Source organism: Flavobacterium araucananum, from assembly GCF_002222055.1.
Classification (GTDB): domain Bacteria; phylum Bacteroidota; class Bacteroidia; order Flavobacteriales; family Flavobacteriaceae; genus Flavobacterium; species Flavobacterium araucananum.
Genome location: NZ_MUGS01000011.1, coordinates 36,858 through 51,738, shown reverse-complemented (window position 1 = coordinate 51,738; position 14,881 = coordinate 36,858). Strand labels below are relative to the sequence as shown.

Genomic DNA, 14,881 nt, shown 5'->3' with positions numbered 1-14,881 from the left:
ACATTTGTTTGAAATTTTTAAAATAGACTAATGTTATGAGAAAACAATTTTTATTTATCTTTTTAGCCCTGATTGTTGCAAATACAAGTCAGGCTCAGACTAGAACAACAAGGATTGGGTATATCGACATGGAATATATTTTAGAAAATGTCTCAGATTACAAAGAAGCAAAAGCACAATTAGAGCTGAAAGCTCAAAAGTGGAAACAGGAAATAGAGGCAAAAAAACTCGCAATCAGTACTATTAAAGAAGGTCTTAAAGCCGAAAGAGCTTTGCTTACTAAAGAACTTATTGACGAAAGAGAAACTGAAATTAAATTTCTGGAGACTGAAATGCTGGATTATCAGCAAAAACAATTTGGGTCTGACGGAAATTTAATGCATCAAAAAGCAGCATTGGTAAAGCCAATTCAGGATCAGGTGTTTACTGCTGTTCAGGATATTGCAGAAGCTAAAAACTATGATTTTGTTTTTGATAAATCATCCGATTTAACCATGCTTTTTAGCAACAAAAGATTTGACATAAGCGATCAGGTTATACGGGTTTTAAACCGAACTGATAAAAGAGAACAACTGACTAAAAAACAATTAAAAGATCAGGAAGCTAAAGAAAAAGTTGAAAACGCTATAGATGAAAATCCAGCAATGGCAGATCGTCAAAAAGCGTTGGATGATAAACGAACAGCCAGAGAAAAACTAATTGAAGACAGACGTTTAGAGCAGGAAGCTAAGAAAAAAGAATACGACGACAGAAGAAAAGCGATTGCTGCAGAAAGAGAAGCTAAAAAAAATGGCACGGTTTCTGAACCAGCTAAAACAACAACAACTTCTGAAACAGCCAAAACTGATGCTGTTAAGACAGATGCAACAAAAACTGACGCAACAGCAAAACCTGCTGCTACGACAACCGAAACAACAACGGATCCTGCAGTAAATAAAGCAGAAGAAAGACAAAAGCTTTACGAACAGCGCAAGAAAGAATTAGAAGAAAGAAGAAAGAAAATTATAGAAGAAAGAGAAGCGGCTAAAAAAGCAAAAGAAGCCGAAACACAAAAATCAAATACGACCAATAATTAATTAATATTTTTAAAAATGATGAAACAAATCAAAACTTTACTAATTGCTGCAATACTAATTTTAGGAGCAAGTAACACAATGAACGCACAAGCTAAGGTAGCTCATGTTGATGTTAGCGAGATTATGTCGAAAATGCCTGCAATGCTGGATGCACAAAACCAATTACAAAAATTAAGTGGGACATACGATGCAGAATACAAAAAAATGGTTGACGAATACCAAGTAAAAATAAAAAAATACGAAGGTGAAGCTGCAACTGTAACTGATGCTGTAAACGGAGAACGTTCTAAAGAAGTTCAGGACATGCAAAAAAGAATTGTTGACTACAGAGACAATGCTCAAAAAGAATTACAACAAAAAGAAACTGACATCGTAAAACCATTAATGGAAAAAGTGAGAGCTTCTATCCAAAAAGTTGGAAAAGCGAAAGGTTTCCAATATGTATTAGATGGTTCTACTCTTTTATTAGCTGATGGTCCAAACATTACTGCTGACGTTAAAAAAGACTTAGGATTCTAAAAAACGAATTCCTTAAAAAATAAAAAACTGCTTAAACCTTCAAAAGTTTAAGCAGTTTTTTTATTGCATCCAATTAAAAGTAATAAATCAAAATATTAGCATATTTCATATCAATTGAAATATCAATTGATTTCAAAAAACACTAAATTTGTATCATGACGAACAACAATCCTATAGGCGTTTTTGATTCTGGTATTGGAGGAACTTCCATCTGGAGCGCCATTCATGACTTACTTCCAAACGAGAAAACTATTTATCTGGCAGATAGCAAAAATGCTCCTTACGGTCAAAGAACCAAAGAAGAGATTGTTGCTTTAAGCAAAAAAAATGTTGATTTATTATTAGACCTGAATTGCAAACTTATTGTTGTTGCCTGCAATACTGCCACAACCAATGCTATTGTAGAACTTCGTGCCTCTTATGATATTCCGTTTATAGGAATCGAACCTGCCATAAAACCTGCTGCAAACAATTCTAAAACCCAGGTAATTGGAATTCTTGCTACACAAGGAACCCTAAACAGTGAGTTGTTTAATAAAACTGCAGAAATGTTTCAGCATACTACTATTATTGAACAAGTAGGTCATGGACTTGTTCAGCTAATCGAAGATGGAAATTTGTATTCGCCGGAGATGACTCAATTACTTGATTCATACCTGCAACCTATGATTGATGCCAATATTGATTATCTGGTTTTAGGTTGCAGCCATTATCCTTATCTAATTCCTCAGATTAAAAAAATACTGCCGGAGCACATCCGAATTATCGATTCCGGAGAAGCCGTTGCACGACAAACTCAAAATGTATTGCGCGAGAAAGTAGGTTTTACAGACGAGCAAAATAGTGATCCTGTTTTTTATGTCAATTCAAATCCTGAGGTTTTAAAATCAATTTTAGACTATAAATTTCCTGTAATCGAAAAAGACTTCTAGACCACTAGTCTATTTTTCGTTTGATAAACCAAATTCCGTCCAGAGATAAATTAAGAGATATCTTATGGTAGTTTTCTTTAATTAAATTATCAGAGACACTCCCCTTTTGTCCGTAGGAATACGAAATATGCAAAGCCGAATAGGTGTTTTCTATTGGTAAAGTAAGTCCAACCGAAATTGCCGCATTATTTACTCTTTTCCCGTCGACTTCAAGATAACCGGTATCAAAATTTGCACCCGCTGCATATTGAACCCTGTCCCAATATTTACGGATATTCTTTTTAGGGCTAAACGTAAATCCAAGTGCAAATCGATCCTGATTTACAAAATTACCGTACAATTCAGATTGCTTTGTATCATCCCACAAACTCTTCTCATAATCCAGCGTCATATTCAAATTGTTCTTAAAACGCTTGCTAATTCCTATACCCATTTCCAGAGGCATATAATAATCATCTGTATCTGATGCTACATTAGACTCTACAGTAGTAACAACATTATCAGCAACAGTTTGAACCGTTTGAACTTTAGAGGCTTTAATTCTCGTTGGCACTTTAAATGTTGTGGCTACGGTAAGAGTAGAATCTATTTTGTATTGCGCCCCTAATGTAGCACGGACACCGCTGTAATTTGTTTTTTTCTGAATGCTCGTAATCGAATTCATAATCAGAAAACTTCTATCATCACTTGTGCTTCCAAACAATACAGATGCTGATGCTCCTATCGATAATTTTTTCCCAAATCGATATCCATACGAAAAATCGAAATTATTTAATCCCCCGGAACCTGCTGCGGTCAAATAATAAGAATCCTGACTATTGTCTATGGGTAATTTTAAATTAGAGATCTTAAAAGCCGCACTGGAATAAGGTCGTAAAGCTACACTAAATCCGGAATTTTTGGTAACCGGAAAAGCAAAAGCAATATGAGAAAATTGAAAATTATTACGGCTTTCGCTTCTTGAACCACCTTGGTAAGTGGTCGAAATAGCTTTTCCTCCTACATCAAACATAAAATGATTTTGAGGTAAAGACCCTAATGATGCCGGATTTAGATTATTTATAAAAGTATCTGATGGTAAAGCCATTCCTGAAGAACCAATTGACGGAAGTACGCCAAAATCAGCATCGTACAGACTACCTACTCCATATAACGAATATGGAGAACTTGAAATACTTTGAGAAAATGAAGTTAGCGAGATCAAAATGACGCCACTTAAATATACTATTTTACTTTTCATTTAATAAGAGATGTAATAAATTTTAAGCTGGATTTTATTGTTCGGATGTTTTTGATCTCCTAAAACAACCCGGTTTACTGCTTTAGAAATTCCCGGCAATGTTAGGATAAGAGCCGATTTGGAATCGGATTGTTTGAGCATTTCTTTCTGCAAAAAAGCACCTATAGGAATTGTGTACCCTATGTTTTCGTTAAATTCATCCGTTTTTTTATTCAGTGTACCAAAAACCGCTGTATTGGCAGAATTCACTAATGAGCCACTTATTCTGTTTAGATTATCGCCTACATAAACCTTTAAGGAATCTGCCAGGGGATATTTTTCAGAATAGGTATTATTAACCGGTTTCAAAAGCAACTGCGCGTCGACTATGGCTCCGTTTGCCGAAATGTATTTGAGCTGCTTTATATTCGGGAAATCAATCCTACAGGCAACTCCTGTACCGGACTGAATAAAGCCCTGATGATTTGTTGACAAACTCGACAGTCTACTGGTCGAGATGGGCAGATTTTCGATTAAAGTTCCTGTTTTATCTGATGAAATGGCGTTGAATTGTTTTGTAGCATCTGCAATAGTAAAATCTATGATATAAGGTGTTTCTTCTGTCTCTGCCTGGTATTTTGAGTAGTAAAGCCGCACCTTGCTGGTCGTGACATGAAAACCAATCATACTGGCAGAATTTCCGGTTGAGGGTACCAGAACAAGCCCCTTTAAATATTCATTAAAACTATCAAAATCTGTAATCTCTCTTTTCTTTAATTTCTGAAAAAGAGCCGCTCCAAACACGGTACTCATTTTAATATTGATAGAGTCTTTTTCTTTAGGGCGTGGTTTATAAGAGATTGTTCCCAAACTTTCGTCGCTGTAACTTAATGCCGAGTTATTGTAGAAACTATTATCATCTGTATTTGGTTTTACTTTTTGGGTAAGTCGATGAATATCGAACGTTTGCACCTTGGTCGTATCACCATAATAATAGTTGTCATATTTAAGAATCATAGAAATAGAATCAAAAACATAATTAGCCGTTTCTGTATCAGATCCGCTATTATTTAAGGCGTATGAACTTGAAGCTAGCTGAAAGTAACTATTTGATTTTACCTTCCCATAAAGTGGATCTTCGTAATTCCCGATTAAAATTCGGCTTTGATTGGAGGTCACAAGCGAATCAAAATTGATCGTAGACATATCGACTGTTACGGTATCAATTAAAATAACTTTATTGCCTAAAGCCAAATAATCAGATCCAACAACAAATTCGCCGGCATCAGAATCAGTTCCGCATGAAATCATCGTCACTGCGCAAAACAACATCAATATAAACTTGTGCATAATCAATTTTTTGAACAAATATAAAATGCACTCTCCTGCACCGCACTATAACATATACAGTCGTGCGTTTTTCTACTATAAACACCAAAAAAACATCTACAATATATAATTACGCTCAAATAGATCATTCAACCTTAAAAAAGGCTGTTTAGTCTATCAAAAAGTGTCATACATATATCTTCTTTTTTTTAAAACCATTAGCCTCCTACTTTTGAACCAATAAATAAGTAATGAAAACAAGGTTTTTAATTTGGTCCGTTTTTTTGATTTCAATTTTTAATATGAAAGCTCAGGAGAACTTTTCGGTTCGTATGAACATCAAAACAGAACCAACTGATAAGATTGATTTTAATGAAACGAGTCTTGGTGTATTGTTTAACAAAAAAATAGATACCAAAAACAAAATAACAAACACATTAGAGTATTCGAATTTGAAAGTGAATTATGAACTAGGGAGTTACAATACGTATGAGAATTTAGATCGGTTTAATCAGATTAAGAACAGATTTGAAATTACACATGAAATTTCGACTGCAACAAATCTAAATCTTTCGATTACTCCAACAGTAAATTTTCAAAGTAATATAGATGCTGCTGCTTTTACAGTTCTTGGAAGTTTTGAAATTAAACAGCAATTAAATACCAATACGAGTATTAACATAGGTGTTGCCAGAACAACCGTTTTTGGTGCTCCTAAATTCATGCCTCTTTTATCTCTGAACTATATTATAAACAATGCAGGTTCTTTGTCAATTGGGTTTCCTGATTCCAGAATTTCATACGCTAATAATATCCGTAATAAGTTCAGTCTGAGCAATAGCTTTAATGGTAATTTTTATCATTTAGATTCACAAAACAATTTAAATAATAATGCCACAAAAGTTAGTTTATCGCAAATGACTACCGCACTTGAATATGAAAGAAATGTAGACAAAAACTGGTTTCTGAATTTTAAAGCCGGATATGATTTTGACAAAAAATACAACTTAATCGATACTGATAATCATAAGGTATATGATTTTAATACGGGCAACGGTTATGTTTTAGGAATTGGGATCAAATACAAACAATAAATAAATTTAATACACTATGAATAATTTAAAAAAAGGAATATTATTCGGGGCATTGTTATCGAGTCTCTTTTTTGTAGGCTGTAGTAACGACGACGATGATGATTTAATGGGAAACTGGGTCAAAAAATCAGCATTTGACGGACCTGCGCGATCTAGCGCAACTAGTTTTGTTATTGGAACTTATGCTTATGTAGCAACTGGTTATACGGGTGATGTTTATTTAAAAGATTTATGGGCTTATAATTCTACTGGTGATTACTGGGAACAAAAAGCAGATTTTACAGGAATTGGCAGAAGTTCTGCTTCTAGTTTTACCCTTAACGATAAAGGTTATGTAGGTCTTGGTTATGATGGGACAAACAAATTAAAGGATTTCTACCAATACGATCCTACTAGTAATAGCTGGACTCAAAAAGCAGATTTTGCCGGAACAGGTCGTTATGCTGCGGTAGGTTTTCAGGTGGGCGGGAAAGCTTTTTTTGGAACTGGTTATGACGGAAATTATCTTAAAGATTTCTACCAATACAACGATCAGACAAATGCCTGGACGCTTGTAAACGGATTTAGCGGAAACAAAAGACGTAATGCTACCGTTTTTATAATTGCTGATAAAGCCTATTTTGGAACCGGAATTAACAACGGGGTCTATCAGGAAGACTTCTGGGAATTTGATCCTGCTACAGATGTATGGACCAGAAAACGTGATATTGACAAAGATACTGACGATGATTACAGTTATAATGATGACTATGCAATTGTTCGTTCGAATGCCTCTAGTTTTTCTATGAATGGTTTAGGATATGTTGTAGGCGGAGAAAGCATAAAAACAATCTGGGAATACACTCCATCGACTGATTTATGGGTAGAAAGAACTCCAATGGAAGGAGCAAGCAGAACAGATGCTGTTGGGTTTGCAATCAATAATCGTGGTTTTTATATGTTAGGCAGAGTAGGTTCTACTTACTTTGACGATGCTTGGGAATTTAAACCATTAGAAGAACAAAACAGTGATGATAACTAAAACAAAAATGCAATTCTTCTGGAGTAAAATCCAGAAGAATTTACTGTTTATAGTACTGGTTTTGCAATTTGCAGCTTGTTCAAAACAGGAAGTTTTAAAAACAGGATCTTTTAAAACGGCTTTTGGCTGGGGATATACTGTTGCTTACAAAGAGAAGGTTATAATCAAACAATCGATTATTCCGGCAATAAGCGACACTAAAAGTTTTACATCAGAAAAAGATGCTCTTAAAGTAGGCAATCTGGTTGTAACGAAACTCAAACAAAACATATCGCCAACGGTAACCAAAAATGATTTAATTTTATTAAAAATAAAATTATAAATGAAAATAGATACCATCAGAAATACGAGTTCAAATAAAATTTTATTCCATTGCATCATTTGGGTTTTCTTTATCCTGACTTCATTAATTCAGTTTTACGAAAGTCCGTTTAAGATCAATAATGACTTTTATGTACAATGGACCACAGGAATTATTTTGTTTTATCTGAACTATTTCTACTTGGTTCCGGTCTTACTTTTAGAAAAAAAATACTGGCTTTATTTTGTCTTTGCATTTGCTCTTATTTTACTGTTTATGATCATCAGGATCAATTATTTCATTCCTGAATTTAGGCACGCACGAACGCGAATGATACCGCCTGAAGAGCTTAAACTAATATTTAAAGAGACAAGACCCAGAATGATGATGGCAACCAGACAGCCTTTGTTTTTTAAAATTGGACCTTCTTTTTTCTATATTTTAATTATTACCATAAGTGCCATTATAAGAACGCTTACAGAATTTTATAACAATCAACAAAATAAATTAATTGCCGAGACACACCGAACAAATACTGAGTTGATTTACTTGCGCAAACAAACAAACCCGCATTTTTTATTCAATTCATTGAACAGTATTTATTCATTGGCACACAAAAAATCTGATTTGGTCCCTGATGCCATCGTCACATTATCAGAATTAATGCGGTATATGCTGTATGAAACGGATAACAAAACGGTGGCTTTAGAAAAAGAAGTCAATTATATCCAGAATTATATTGAGTTGCAAAAACTCAGGCTCAACAATATCGAAGACATCGTTATCAACGTTCATGGCGATACCAGAAATCAGTTTATTGAACCTTTATTGCTTATTTCGTTTGTAGAAAATGCATTTAAGTACGGAACTGATTACAAAGGTGCCGCGCATGTCAAGATCAAGATTTTTATTCTTGAAAATAATCTCGATTTCTGGATCGAAAACACGATTGAAAACTATGTCAAAGATCCTGAAAATTCAGGAATAGGATTGGTAAACATTCAAAACCGACTGGATTTACTATATCCAAACGCGCATGAACTTACTATAACACAGGACAATCAATATTACCGTGTACACCTGAATTTAAAATTAGATAAAATTCAGACTGCAATAGATTAATTAACGGATTTAACGCACTTATTATGGACAGAAAAAAATTCATTCGAAACAGTATTTTAGGCATTGCTTCGCTGGCAACTGCCGCTAAGGTTTTAGAATCATGTTCTAAAAATGACAATGATGACTCCGGCACAACTGCTACAGACGACGCAAGTTGCACTGTTTCTCCATCAGAAACAAAAGGCCCCTTCCCTATCAAAACACCAAGTCAGCTGGTTTTAGAAAACATAAAATCTGACCGCGTTGGCGTTGCTTTGCTTATCAATTTAGTTATCGAAAATAAAAACAACAACTGTTCGCCTCTGGCGGGTGTTTTGGTAGATGTATGGCATTGTGATAAAGACGGAAATTATTCTGAATATGGCGGGACTTCGATGCAGCAAACAGATTATACTTCGGTTCACTTTTTACGAGGCAGGCAAACCACCGATTCAAAAGGTGCTGTTTCGTTTCTGTCGATTTTTCCGGGTTGGTACCAGGGCAGGGCGCCACACGTTCATGTCGAAGTTTTGAGTAGTACAGGTTCATCCTTGTTAGTAACACAAATTGCTTTTCCTGAAAATGTTACGAGTACGGTATATTCGAGCACCAATTATGTTGCTCATGGCCAGGCAGACACTTCGAACACAAAAGACAATGTTTTCTCAGATAGTTTAGCAGATGAATTAGCGACTTTAACTGGCAACTTAACAGATGGTTACACTTTGAGCAAAACCGTTACTGTAAACGGATAATTTTTTATCAATCAGTATTTTATGATAATTTTAAAACTTAATTTACTGGTTTAAAACTACTTTTGACCCCAAAAGCAAATCTTTAAATCTTAAACTTCAACAAATGAAATGTGTAATTATAGACGATGAACCTTTAGCGGTTGAATTATTAGAAGATTTTGTTCGAAAAGTAGATTCACTTGAATTGATCAGCACCTTTAATAATGCCATTGATGCCGTTTCGTTTATCAATCAAAACAACGTCGATTTAATTTTTCTGGACATCCAGATGCCTCATTTTTCCGGAATTGATTTCCTGAATACGATCGAAAAAAAGCCTTTGGTTATTTTTACAACTGCTTTTTCTGATTATGCTGTTGAAGGTTTTAATCTGGGTGCTGTAGATTATTTAGTAAAACCAATCCCGTTTCATCGTTTTTTAAAATCGGTAGTGCGTGCGCAACAGGTTTTAAATCCGGCAACAGCCATTCAGGCCATTTCAGAGAACACAACTGCTCCGGAATTAGAGCAGGATTTTATGTTTGTAAGGGCAGAATATGAAAACGTAAAAATGAACTTTTCGGATATTTTATTTATCGAAGGCTTAAAAGATTACGTCAAAATTTATACTACTGATAATAAATTTACGCTGACTTTAATTAGTTTAATAAAACTGGAAAACTTACTTTCGAGCAAAGGATTCTCCAGAATTCACAGATCTTATATCATTAATATCAAACATGTAAAATCAATTCAGAAAAACAAAGTTTTGATTAGTGATAAACGAATTCCTATTAGCGAAAGTTATAAAAATTCGTTTTTCGAAAGGATCAATTTATAGTTCTTCTTCGTTTTTAAACCAGCCTGAATACATTACATAATTGTTGGAAATGCGCTCAATCTCTCCTGCAAAGTCAGATTGATCGATGTCTTTTACTTTTTTTGCAGGAACACCTGCATAAATAGTACCGGAAGCTACAACTGTATTTTGTGTGATAACAGCTCCTGCTGCTATAATCGAATTACTTTCTACAACACAATTATCCATTACGATAGCGCCCATCCCAATCAAAACATTGTCATGAATTGTGCATCCGTGCACGATTGCATTATGCCCGATAGAAACATTGTTACCTATAATTGTTGGGTGCTTTTGATATGTGCAATGAATTATGGCACCGTCCTGAATATTTACTTTATTTCCTATTTTAATAAAGTTTACATCGCCACGAATTACAGCATTAAACCAAACGCTGCAAGAATCGCCAAAAGTAACATCGCCCACAATTGTAGCGTTTTCGGCAACATAACAATCTTCCGGAATAGCCGGAGTTTTTCCGTTTACAGATTTTATAAGCATAATAAAAAATTTAATTAATAGCAGGACAATTACAATCGTAACGTTCTCTTTTGCAAAATAAATTGATTCCTAAAGTAATTTGGTGGTAACCTCCGGTATCAAATTTTACGTTGCCCGTAACTTGCGAATACGTATAAGCAAACATAAAATTATTGTAATTAAGTCCAATTATAGGGGTAATATATTGCAGTTTTTGAGCTGATACTCCACTTGATGTAGCATATTCTGCTCCGTCAAAACTTCGTCTGTATGACAGTGCAGCCCAAAGACTTCCAAAATCCATGCTTTTGTAAGCTTTTAAGTTTAAATCTATCGATTTTTGTTTCGTCTTATCAAACAATTGAAACAATACTGATGGCTCCCAGGTAATGTTTTCTCTTTTACCAAAAACATATCCGGCACTTAAAAGAAACTTTCTTAAATTATCACTTTCATACTCTGTATACAATTCTCTTCGGGTTTCAAGTACGCCCTGAACAGTGGCATGGGCATAAAAATCGAGATAGTTATAAGAAGCTCCTACATCGAGATTAAAATAAGAATCTTTTTGAATGGAGCCAAAAACGATGGGATCAAAACTCCCGCCAAATTTGGTTTCATCAAGCTGACTCTGAATAACTCCTCCGCTTATACCAAACGAAAGCTGATTGAGATCGATTTCGTCTCTGGAGAACATGATATGATGTGCATACGTAAGTTTTACTCCTTTTTGCGAATGGTAGCCATTTTTATCATTAAAGATTATAATTCCGGCTCCGGATCGCTCCCCTATTCTTCCGTTAAAAGTCAAAGTTTGAAGAGCTGGTGCATCCTCCTGACCAAACCATTGCTTTCTGGCTGTCAATCTTATTTTGGCACAATTGGCAGCTCCGGCCATTGAGGGATGTATTAAGTAATAATTATCTGATAAATAATCTGAATAAACTGGAAGTCCTTCTTGCGAATAAGAGTAAAACGTTGTAACGAAAAAAATAAATAAAACCCTGATTCTAAATTCCATAAAGGCAATTTTGTTTAAATAAATTTTAGACATATTCAATTTAATACGATTAATTTGAAAAGAGTCTTAATTATTTTATTAAAAAATCAAATATAGGTATTAGTAGAAAATAACTTTAGTAAATTTGTGGAAAATTACAAATCATGACGAAAATCACTATAAAAGAAACTCAAAATCCAACGATCCTAAAGTTCGAGTTTGAAGATTTCATTACAAAAAATCAAAATTTTGAATTTAAAAATATAGATGAAGCACAAGCATCTCCTTTAGCACAACAATTATTTTATCTTCCGTTTGTAAAAACGGTTTATATTTCAGGAAACTTTATCGCGATCGAAAGATACAGCATTGTAGAATGGGATGATGTAAAAGATGCTGTTGCCGAGCAAATTCAGGCGTTTGTAGACAAAGGCGGTGTTATTATAAAAGTGGATGAAAATCAGCCTAAAAAACAACCTGTCACAGTTTATGGAGAAACAACTCCAAATCCTTCGGCTTTAAAATTTGTGGTGAGCAGAATGTTGACCAAAAATGCTGTTGAGTACAAAAATATCGACCAAACTGCTTCATCTCCTCTGGCAAAAGAATTGTTTAAATTTCCTTACGTAAAAGAGGTTTTCATTGACGAAAATTATATTTCGGTAACTAAATATGATATTAATGACTGGGATGAAATTACGCTGGAAGTAAGAACGTTTATCAAGCAATATATCGAAAATGGAGGAACTGTTTTAGATGAAAATCTAATTGAAGTTGCTACAAAAAATGATATTACAAAAGACGAAGCATTTGACAAACTGGATGTTACTTCGCAACAAATCATTAATATTTTAGAAGAATATGTAAAACCTGCGGTTGCGGCTGATGGCGGAAACATTGCTTTTGACTCTTATAATGAGGAAGACAAAACGGTAAAAGTAATTTTGCAGGGTGCTTGCAGCGGTTGTCCGTCATCTACGTTTACTTTGAAAAGCGGAATCGAAAATATGCTAAAAAGCATGCTAAACGATGAGGCAATTAAAGTAGAGGCTATAAATGCATAAATAATTTATGATCAAAAATACTGAAAGCGTCTGCCATTGGCAGGCGCTTTTTTATTAAACCCATATCTATCTAATTTTCAGTAAATTATTACCCGATTATGAGATAAAATAGTTAATATTGTACTCTAAACTAATCAATACTATAACTATGGGATTATCTTCATTTTTTAAGAATTTATTTGGCACAGCCAAAGATTCTACGTCAGATTTGGCGACTCAGGCCGAGGTTAAGTTTGAACAGGCAAAAGAGGCTGCTGAACCTTATATCGATAAAGTTGAAACTTTTGCCGAGGAAACTTTTGCAAAGGCAAAAGAAGCTTCAGAGCCCATACTTGATAGCGCAGTAGAATATGCCCATAAGGCAAAGGATATCGTAAGCGAATATGTCGAAAAAGCGTCAGATTCTGTAAGTGATGTAATCGATTCTGTAAAAGAAAAAGCAAGCGATACTACTACTGCCACCAAAACTACTGTAACTGAAAATATCGCTGATGTTACTGAAAAAACAGACCACATAGCAGACAAAACTACTGACGTTATTCCTGAAAAGGAATAGAGTCTCCTTTTTTCTTATAACGATAAATATCTCTATATTTGCAGCGCTAATACACCTTCTCTTTGAGAAGGTTTTTTTATTCGAAAAATATGAACATCAATCCAGAGCAACTGAGTAATTATGTCACTAAATTTATTGACGTACTAGTTGATTACGCTCCTAAATTAATCTCGGCATTTATTATTTTATTTGTTGGTATTTATGCCATCAGATTAATAAACAGGGTCATTACAAAAGTAATGGTTCAAAGGAATTTAGATCCCACATTAACAAAATTCCTCTCGGATATTTTAATCTGGGCATTGCGAATTTTATTGTTTGTTACTTTTATCTCAAAACTGGGTATTGAGACTTCATCATTTGTTGCCATCTTAGGTGCGATGGGACTTGCAGTAGGTTTATCATTGCAGGGATCACTTTCTAATTTTGCGGGAGGAATGTTGATTATCGTTTTTAAACCTTTTAAAGTGGGTGATACAATCGAGGCACAAGGTGTGATTGCCACTGTGGTAGAAATTCAGATTTTTGTAACCAAAATGCTTACGGGTAATAATCAAACGGTTTTTGTGCCAAACGGCGCTTTGTCTAACGGAACGATCATCAATTATTCAATGCAAGGTGAAAGAAGGGCCGATTTGACTTTTGCAATTTCATACGACTCTGATATTAAAAAAGCAAAAGATGTCCTTATCGATGTTTTAGAAAAAAATCCTAAAGTGCTTAAAAAACCGGCACCGGAAGTTTTTGTAAAAAACTTAACGGCAAGCTCTGTAGAATTTGCGGTACGCCCGTGGGCAAAGAATGCAAATTATGGATCTGTTTTCTCAGATACTTTAGAGAATTGCAAAACAGCACTGGACGAAGCAGGAATTTCTGTTCAGCCGTTTACACTTCAAAAATAAAATCGTTTTATTGTTTTTTTGATGGCGGTGCCATGATAAAATCTTTCAAATAATAAGGTTCAAAATAAGCGACATCTACGGTGTCGCTTTTTTGGTATTTATCATAACTTATTTTACTCATTGCAGCTGCAGATGGGTATTTGACATTTTCTAAAAACACAAAGTTTTCTTTGGTTAAAACTGCCTTGCATTTATCTGCACAATCTCCAACAAAATAAATGGTTTCTGTATAGTCTGCAAAAGAATCCTCTGTAATAACCTCTGCTTCAGTTGCTCTTTCGATTTCTAAACCAGCATTAAAAATGGCGCTGTAAACTTCCATTCTTCTGGCATCGAGCATGGGAATAATTTTTCCTGTGGCAACATTTGCCTGCGATGCTAAAGTTTGTAACGTATCTACTGCTATCAGAGGTAAGTTTAGAGCAAAACACAATCCTTTTGCTGCCGAAACGCCTATGCGTAAACCGGTGTAAGAACCCGGACCCTGACTTACCGCAATTGCATTTAAATCCTGAACTGAAATACCTGCCTCAGCAATTACTTCTTCGATAAAAACATGTAGTTTTTCTGCATGCGAATATCCTTCTTCTGCGATTTCTTTACATACAATTGTTTCTCCATTTTTGGCAATGGACACGGAGCAATTTTTGGTTGCAGTTTCTATATTTAGGATAAAAGGCAATGTGTATAAATT

Annotated in this window: 17 protein-coding genes; 12 read left to right on the top strand and 5 right to left on the bottom strand. The window is 34.7% G+C overall.

Translation table 11 applies throughout. The annotated features are described in order from the left end of the window. Positions 1–35: 35 nt before the first annotated feature. The 3 genes from B0A64_RS08410 (at position 36) to murI (ending at position 2,527) form a co-directional block, all read left to right on the top strand. Positions 36–1,076: an OmpH family outer membrane protein gene (locus B0A64_RS08410; RefSeq protein WP_089479070.1), complete on the top strand. Its 1,041-nt coding sequence runs from the start codon at positions 36–38 to the stop codon at positions 1,074–1,076. Between the two features lie 15 nt (positions 1,077–1,091). Further along, entirely contained in the window at positions 1,092–1,595 is a 504-nt protein-coding gene (locus B0A64_RS08405; protein WP_198529562.1) for an OmpH family outer membrane protein, read from the top strand. 155 nt (positions 1,596–1,750) lie between these two features. Next, positions 1,751–2,527: a glutamate racemase gene (gene murI, locus B0A64_RS08400; RefSeq protein WP_089479069.1), complete on the top strand. Its 777-nt coding sequence runs from the start codon at positions 1,751–1,753 to the stop codon at positions 2,525–2,527. Between the two features lie 4 nt (positions 2,528–2,531). On the opposite strand, the gene B0A64_RS08395 is transcribed toward murI, so the two are convergent. Then, entirely contained in the window at positions 2,532–3,767 is a 1,236-nt protein-coding gene (locus tag B0A64_RS08395; RefSeq protein ID WP_089479068.1) for an aromatic hydrocarbon degradation protein, read from the bottom strand. Next, positions 3,768–5,096, bottom strand: a complete 1,329-nt coding sequence (locus B0A64_RS08390; RefSeq protein WP_244285376.1) for a DUF4270 family protein — start codon at positions 5,094–5,096, stop codon at positions 3,768–3,770. It abuts the gene before it with no gap. Between the two features lie 281 nt (positions 5,097–5,377). On the opposite strand from B0A64_RS08390, the gene B0A64_RS08385 reads away from it, so the two are divergent. The 6 genes from B0A64_RS08385 to B0A64_RS08360 all read left to right on the top strand — a co-directional run bounded on the left by B0A64_RS08385 (position 5,378) and on the right by B0A64_RS08360 (position 10,167). Further along, positions 5,378–6,169, top strand: a complete 792-nt coding sequence (locus B0A64_RS08385) for a DUF6268 family outer membrane beta-barrel protein (RefSeq protein ID WP_244285375.1) — start codon at positions 5,378–5,380, stop codon at positions 6,167–6,169. A 16-nt stretch (positions 6,170–6,185) separates the two neighbouring features. After that, positions 6,186–7,190 carry a Kelch repeat-containing protein gene (locus B0A64_RS08380; RefSeq protein WP_089479065.1) on the top strand — a complete coding sequence of 335 codons (1,005 nt, stop codon included), beginning with the start codon at positions 6,186–6,188 and terminating at the stop codon, positions 7,188–7,190. Then, positions 7,180–7,512: a DUF4907 domain-containing protein gene (locus B0A64_RS08375; protein ID WP_089479064.1), complete on the top strand. Its 333-nt coding sequence runs from the start codon at positions 7,180–7,182 to the stop codon at positions 7,510–7,512. The genes B0A64_RS08380 and B0A64_RS08375 overlap by 11 nt, the downstream gene beginning before the upstream one ends. Beyond that, entirely contained in the window at positions 7,513–8,613 is a 1,101-nt protein-coding gene (locus B0A64_RS08370; RefSeq protein WP_089479063.1) for a sensor histidine kinase, read from the top strand. 23 nt (positions 8,614–8,636) lie between these two features. Continuing rightward, a complete protein-coding gene (locus B0A64_RS08365) occupies positions 8,637–9,347 on the top strand; it encodes a dioxygenase family protein (RefSeq protein WP_089479062.1) in 711 nt (236 codons plus the stop codon). Between the two features lie 103 nt (positions 9,348–9,450). Continuing rightward, entirely contained in the window at positions 9,451–10,167 is a 717-nt protein-coding gene (locus B0A64_RS08360) for a LytR/AlgR family response regulator transcription factor (protein ID WP_089479061.1), read from the top strand. On the opposite strand, the gene B0A64_RS08355 is transcribed toward B0A64_RS08360, so the two are convergent. After that, the gene (locus B0A64_RS08355) at positions 10,162–10,686 is read right to left on the bottom strand and encodes a gamma carbonic anhydrase family protein (protein WP_089479060.1); all 525 of its coding nucleotides are present in this window, start codon (positions 10,684–10,686) and stop codon (positions 10,162–10,164) included. The genes B0A64_RS08360 and B0A64_RS08355 overlap by 6 nt on opposite strands. A 10-nt stretch (positions 10,687–10,696) precedes the next feature. Beyond that, positions 10,697–11,686 (bottom strand): PorP/SprF family type IX secretion system membrane protein, encoded by a 990-nt coding sequence (locus B0A64_RS08350; protein WP_089479097.1) that lies wholly within the window; start codon positions 11,684–11,686, stop codon positions 10,697–10,699. Between the two features lie 143 nt (positions 11,687–11,829). Here B0A64_RS08350 and B0A64_RS08345 point away from each other — a divergent pair, with 143 nt between their 5' ends. The 3 genes from B0A64_RS08345 to B0A64_RS08335 all read left to right on the top strand — a co-directional run bounded on the left by B0A64_RS08345 (position 11,830) and on the right by B0A64_RS08335 (position 14,187). Next, positions 11,830–12,729, top strand: a complete 900-nt coding sequence (locus B0A64_RS08345; RefSeq protein ID WP_089479059.1) for a NifU family protein — start codon at positions 11,830–11,832, stop codon at positions 12,727–12,729. A 148-nt stretch (positions 12,730–12,877) separates the two neighbouring features. Continuing rightward, positions 12,878–13,285, top strand: coding sequence for a YtxH domain-containing protein (locus B0A64_RS08340; protein ID WP_089479058.1), 408 nt, complete (start codon positions 12,878–12,880; stop codon positions 13,283–13,285). Between the two features lie 89 nt (positions 13,286–13,374). Then, on the top strand, positions 13,375–14,187 hold the full coding sequence (locus B0A64_RS08335; protein ID WP_089479057.1) for a mechanosensitive ion channel family protein: 813 nt from the start codon (positions 13,375–13,377) through the stop codon (positions 14,185–14,187). Positions 14,188–14,194: 7 nt separating this feature from the next. Here the strand turns inward: B0A64_RS08335 and tsaB are convergent, their stop codons facing one another. Continuing rightward, entirely contained in the window at positions 14,195–14,869 is a 675-nt protein-coding gene (gene tsaB / locus B0A64_RS08330) for a tRNA (adenosine(37)-N6)-threonylcarbamoyltransferase complex dimerization subunit type 1 TsaB (protein WP_089479056.1), read from the bottom strand. Between the last annotated feature and the right edge of the window lie 12 nt (positions 14,870–14,881).

What these genes read in the sequence shown, in the direction of transcription:
- B0A64_RS08410 (WP_089479070.1), top strand. Translation starts at nt 36, where the DNA reads ATGAGAAAACAATTTTTATTTATCTTTTTAGCCCTGATTGTTGCAAAT.
- B0A64_RS08405 (WP_198529562.1), top strand. Translation starts at nt 1,092, where the DNA reads ATGATGAAACAAATCAAAACTTTACTAATTGCTGCAATACTAATTTTA.
- murI (WP_089479069.1), top strand. Translation starts at nt 1,751, where the DNA reads ATGACGAACAACAATCCTATAGGCGTTTTTGATTCTGGTATTGGAGGA.
- B0A64_RS08395 (WP_089479068.1), bottom strand. Translation starts at nt 3,767, where the DNA reads ATGAAAAGTAAAATAGTATATTTAAGTGGCGTCATTTTGATCTCGCTA.
- B0A64_RS08390 (WP_244285376.1), bottom strand. Translation starts at nt 5,096, where the DNA reads ATGCACAAGTTTATATTGATGTTGTTTTGCGCAGTGACGATGATTTCA.
- B0A64_RS08385 (WP_244285375.1), top strand. Translation starts at nt 5,378, where the DNA reads ATGAAAGCTCAGGAGAACTTTTCGGTTCGTATGAACATCAAAACAGAA.
- B0A64_RS08380 (WP_089479065.1), top strand. Translation starts at nt 6,186, where the DNA reads ATGAATAATTTAAAAAAAGGAATATTATTCGGGGCATTGTTATCGAGT.
- B0A64_RS08375 (WP_089479064.1), top strand. Translation starts at nt 7,180, where the DNA reads ATGATAACTAAAACAAAAATGCAATTCTTCTGGAGTAAAATCCAGAAG.
- B0A64_RS08370 (WP_089479063.1), top strand. Translation starts at nt 7,513, where the DNA reads ATGAAAATAGATACCATCAGAAATACGAGTTCAAATAAAATTTTATTC.
- B0A64_RS08365 (WP_089479062.1), top strand. Translation starts at nt 8,637, where the DNA reads ATGGACAGAAAAAAATTCATTCGAAACAGTATTTTAGGCATTGCTTCG.
- B0A64_RS08360 (WP_089479061.1), top strand. Translation starts at nt 9,451, where the DNA reads ATGAAATGTGTAATTATAGACGATGAACCTTTAGCGGTTGAATTATTA.
- B0A64_RS08355 (WP_089479060.1), bottom strand. Translation starts at nt 10,686, where the DNA reads ATGCTTATAAAATCTGTAAACGGAAAAACTCCGGCTATTCCGGAAGAT.
- B0A64_RS08350 (WP_089479097.1), bottom strand. Translation starts at nt 11,686, where the DNA reads ATGGAATTTAGAATCAGGGTTTTATTTATTTTTTTCGTTACAACGTTT.
- B0A64_RS08345 (WP_089479059.1), top strand. Translation starts at nt 11,830, where the DNA reads ATGACGAAAATCACTATAAAAGAAACTCAAAATCCAACGATCCTAAAG.
- B0A64_RS08340 (WP_089479058.1), top strand. Translation starts at nt 12,878, where the DNA reads ATGGGATTATCTTCATTTTTTAAGAATTTATTTGGCACAGCCAAAGAT.
- B0A64_RS08335 (WP_089479057.1), top strand. Translation starts at nt 13,375, where the DNA reads ATGAACATCAATCCAGAGCAACTGAGTAATTATGTCACTAAATTTATT.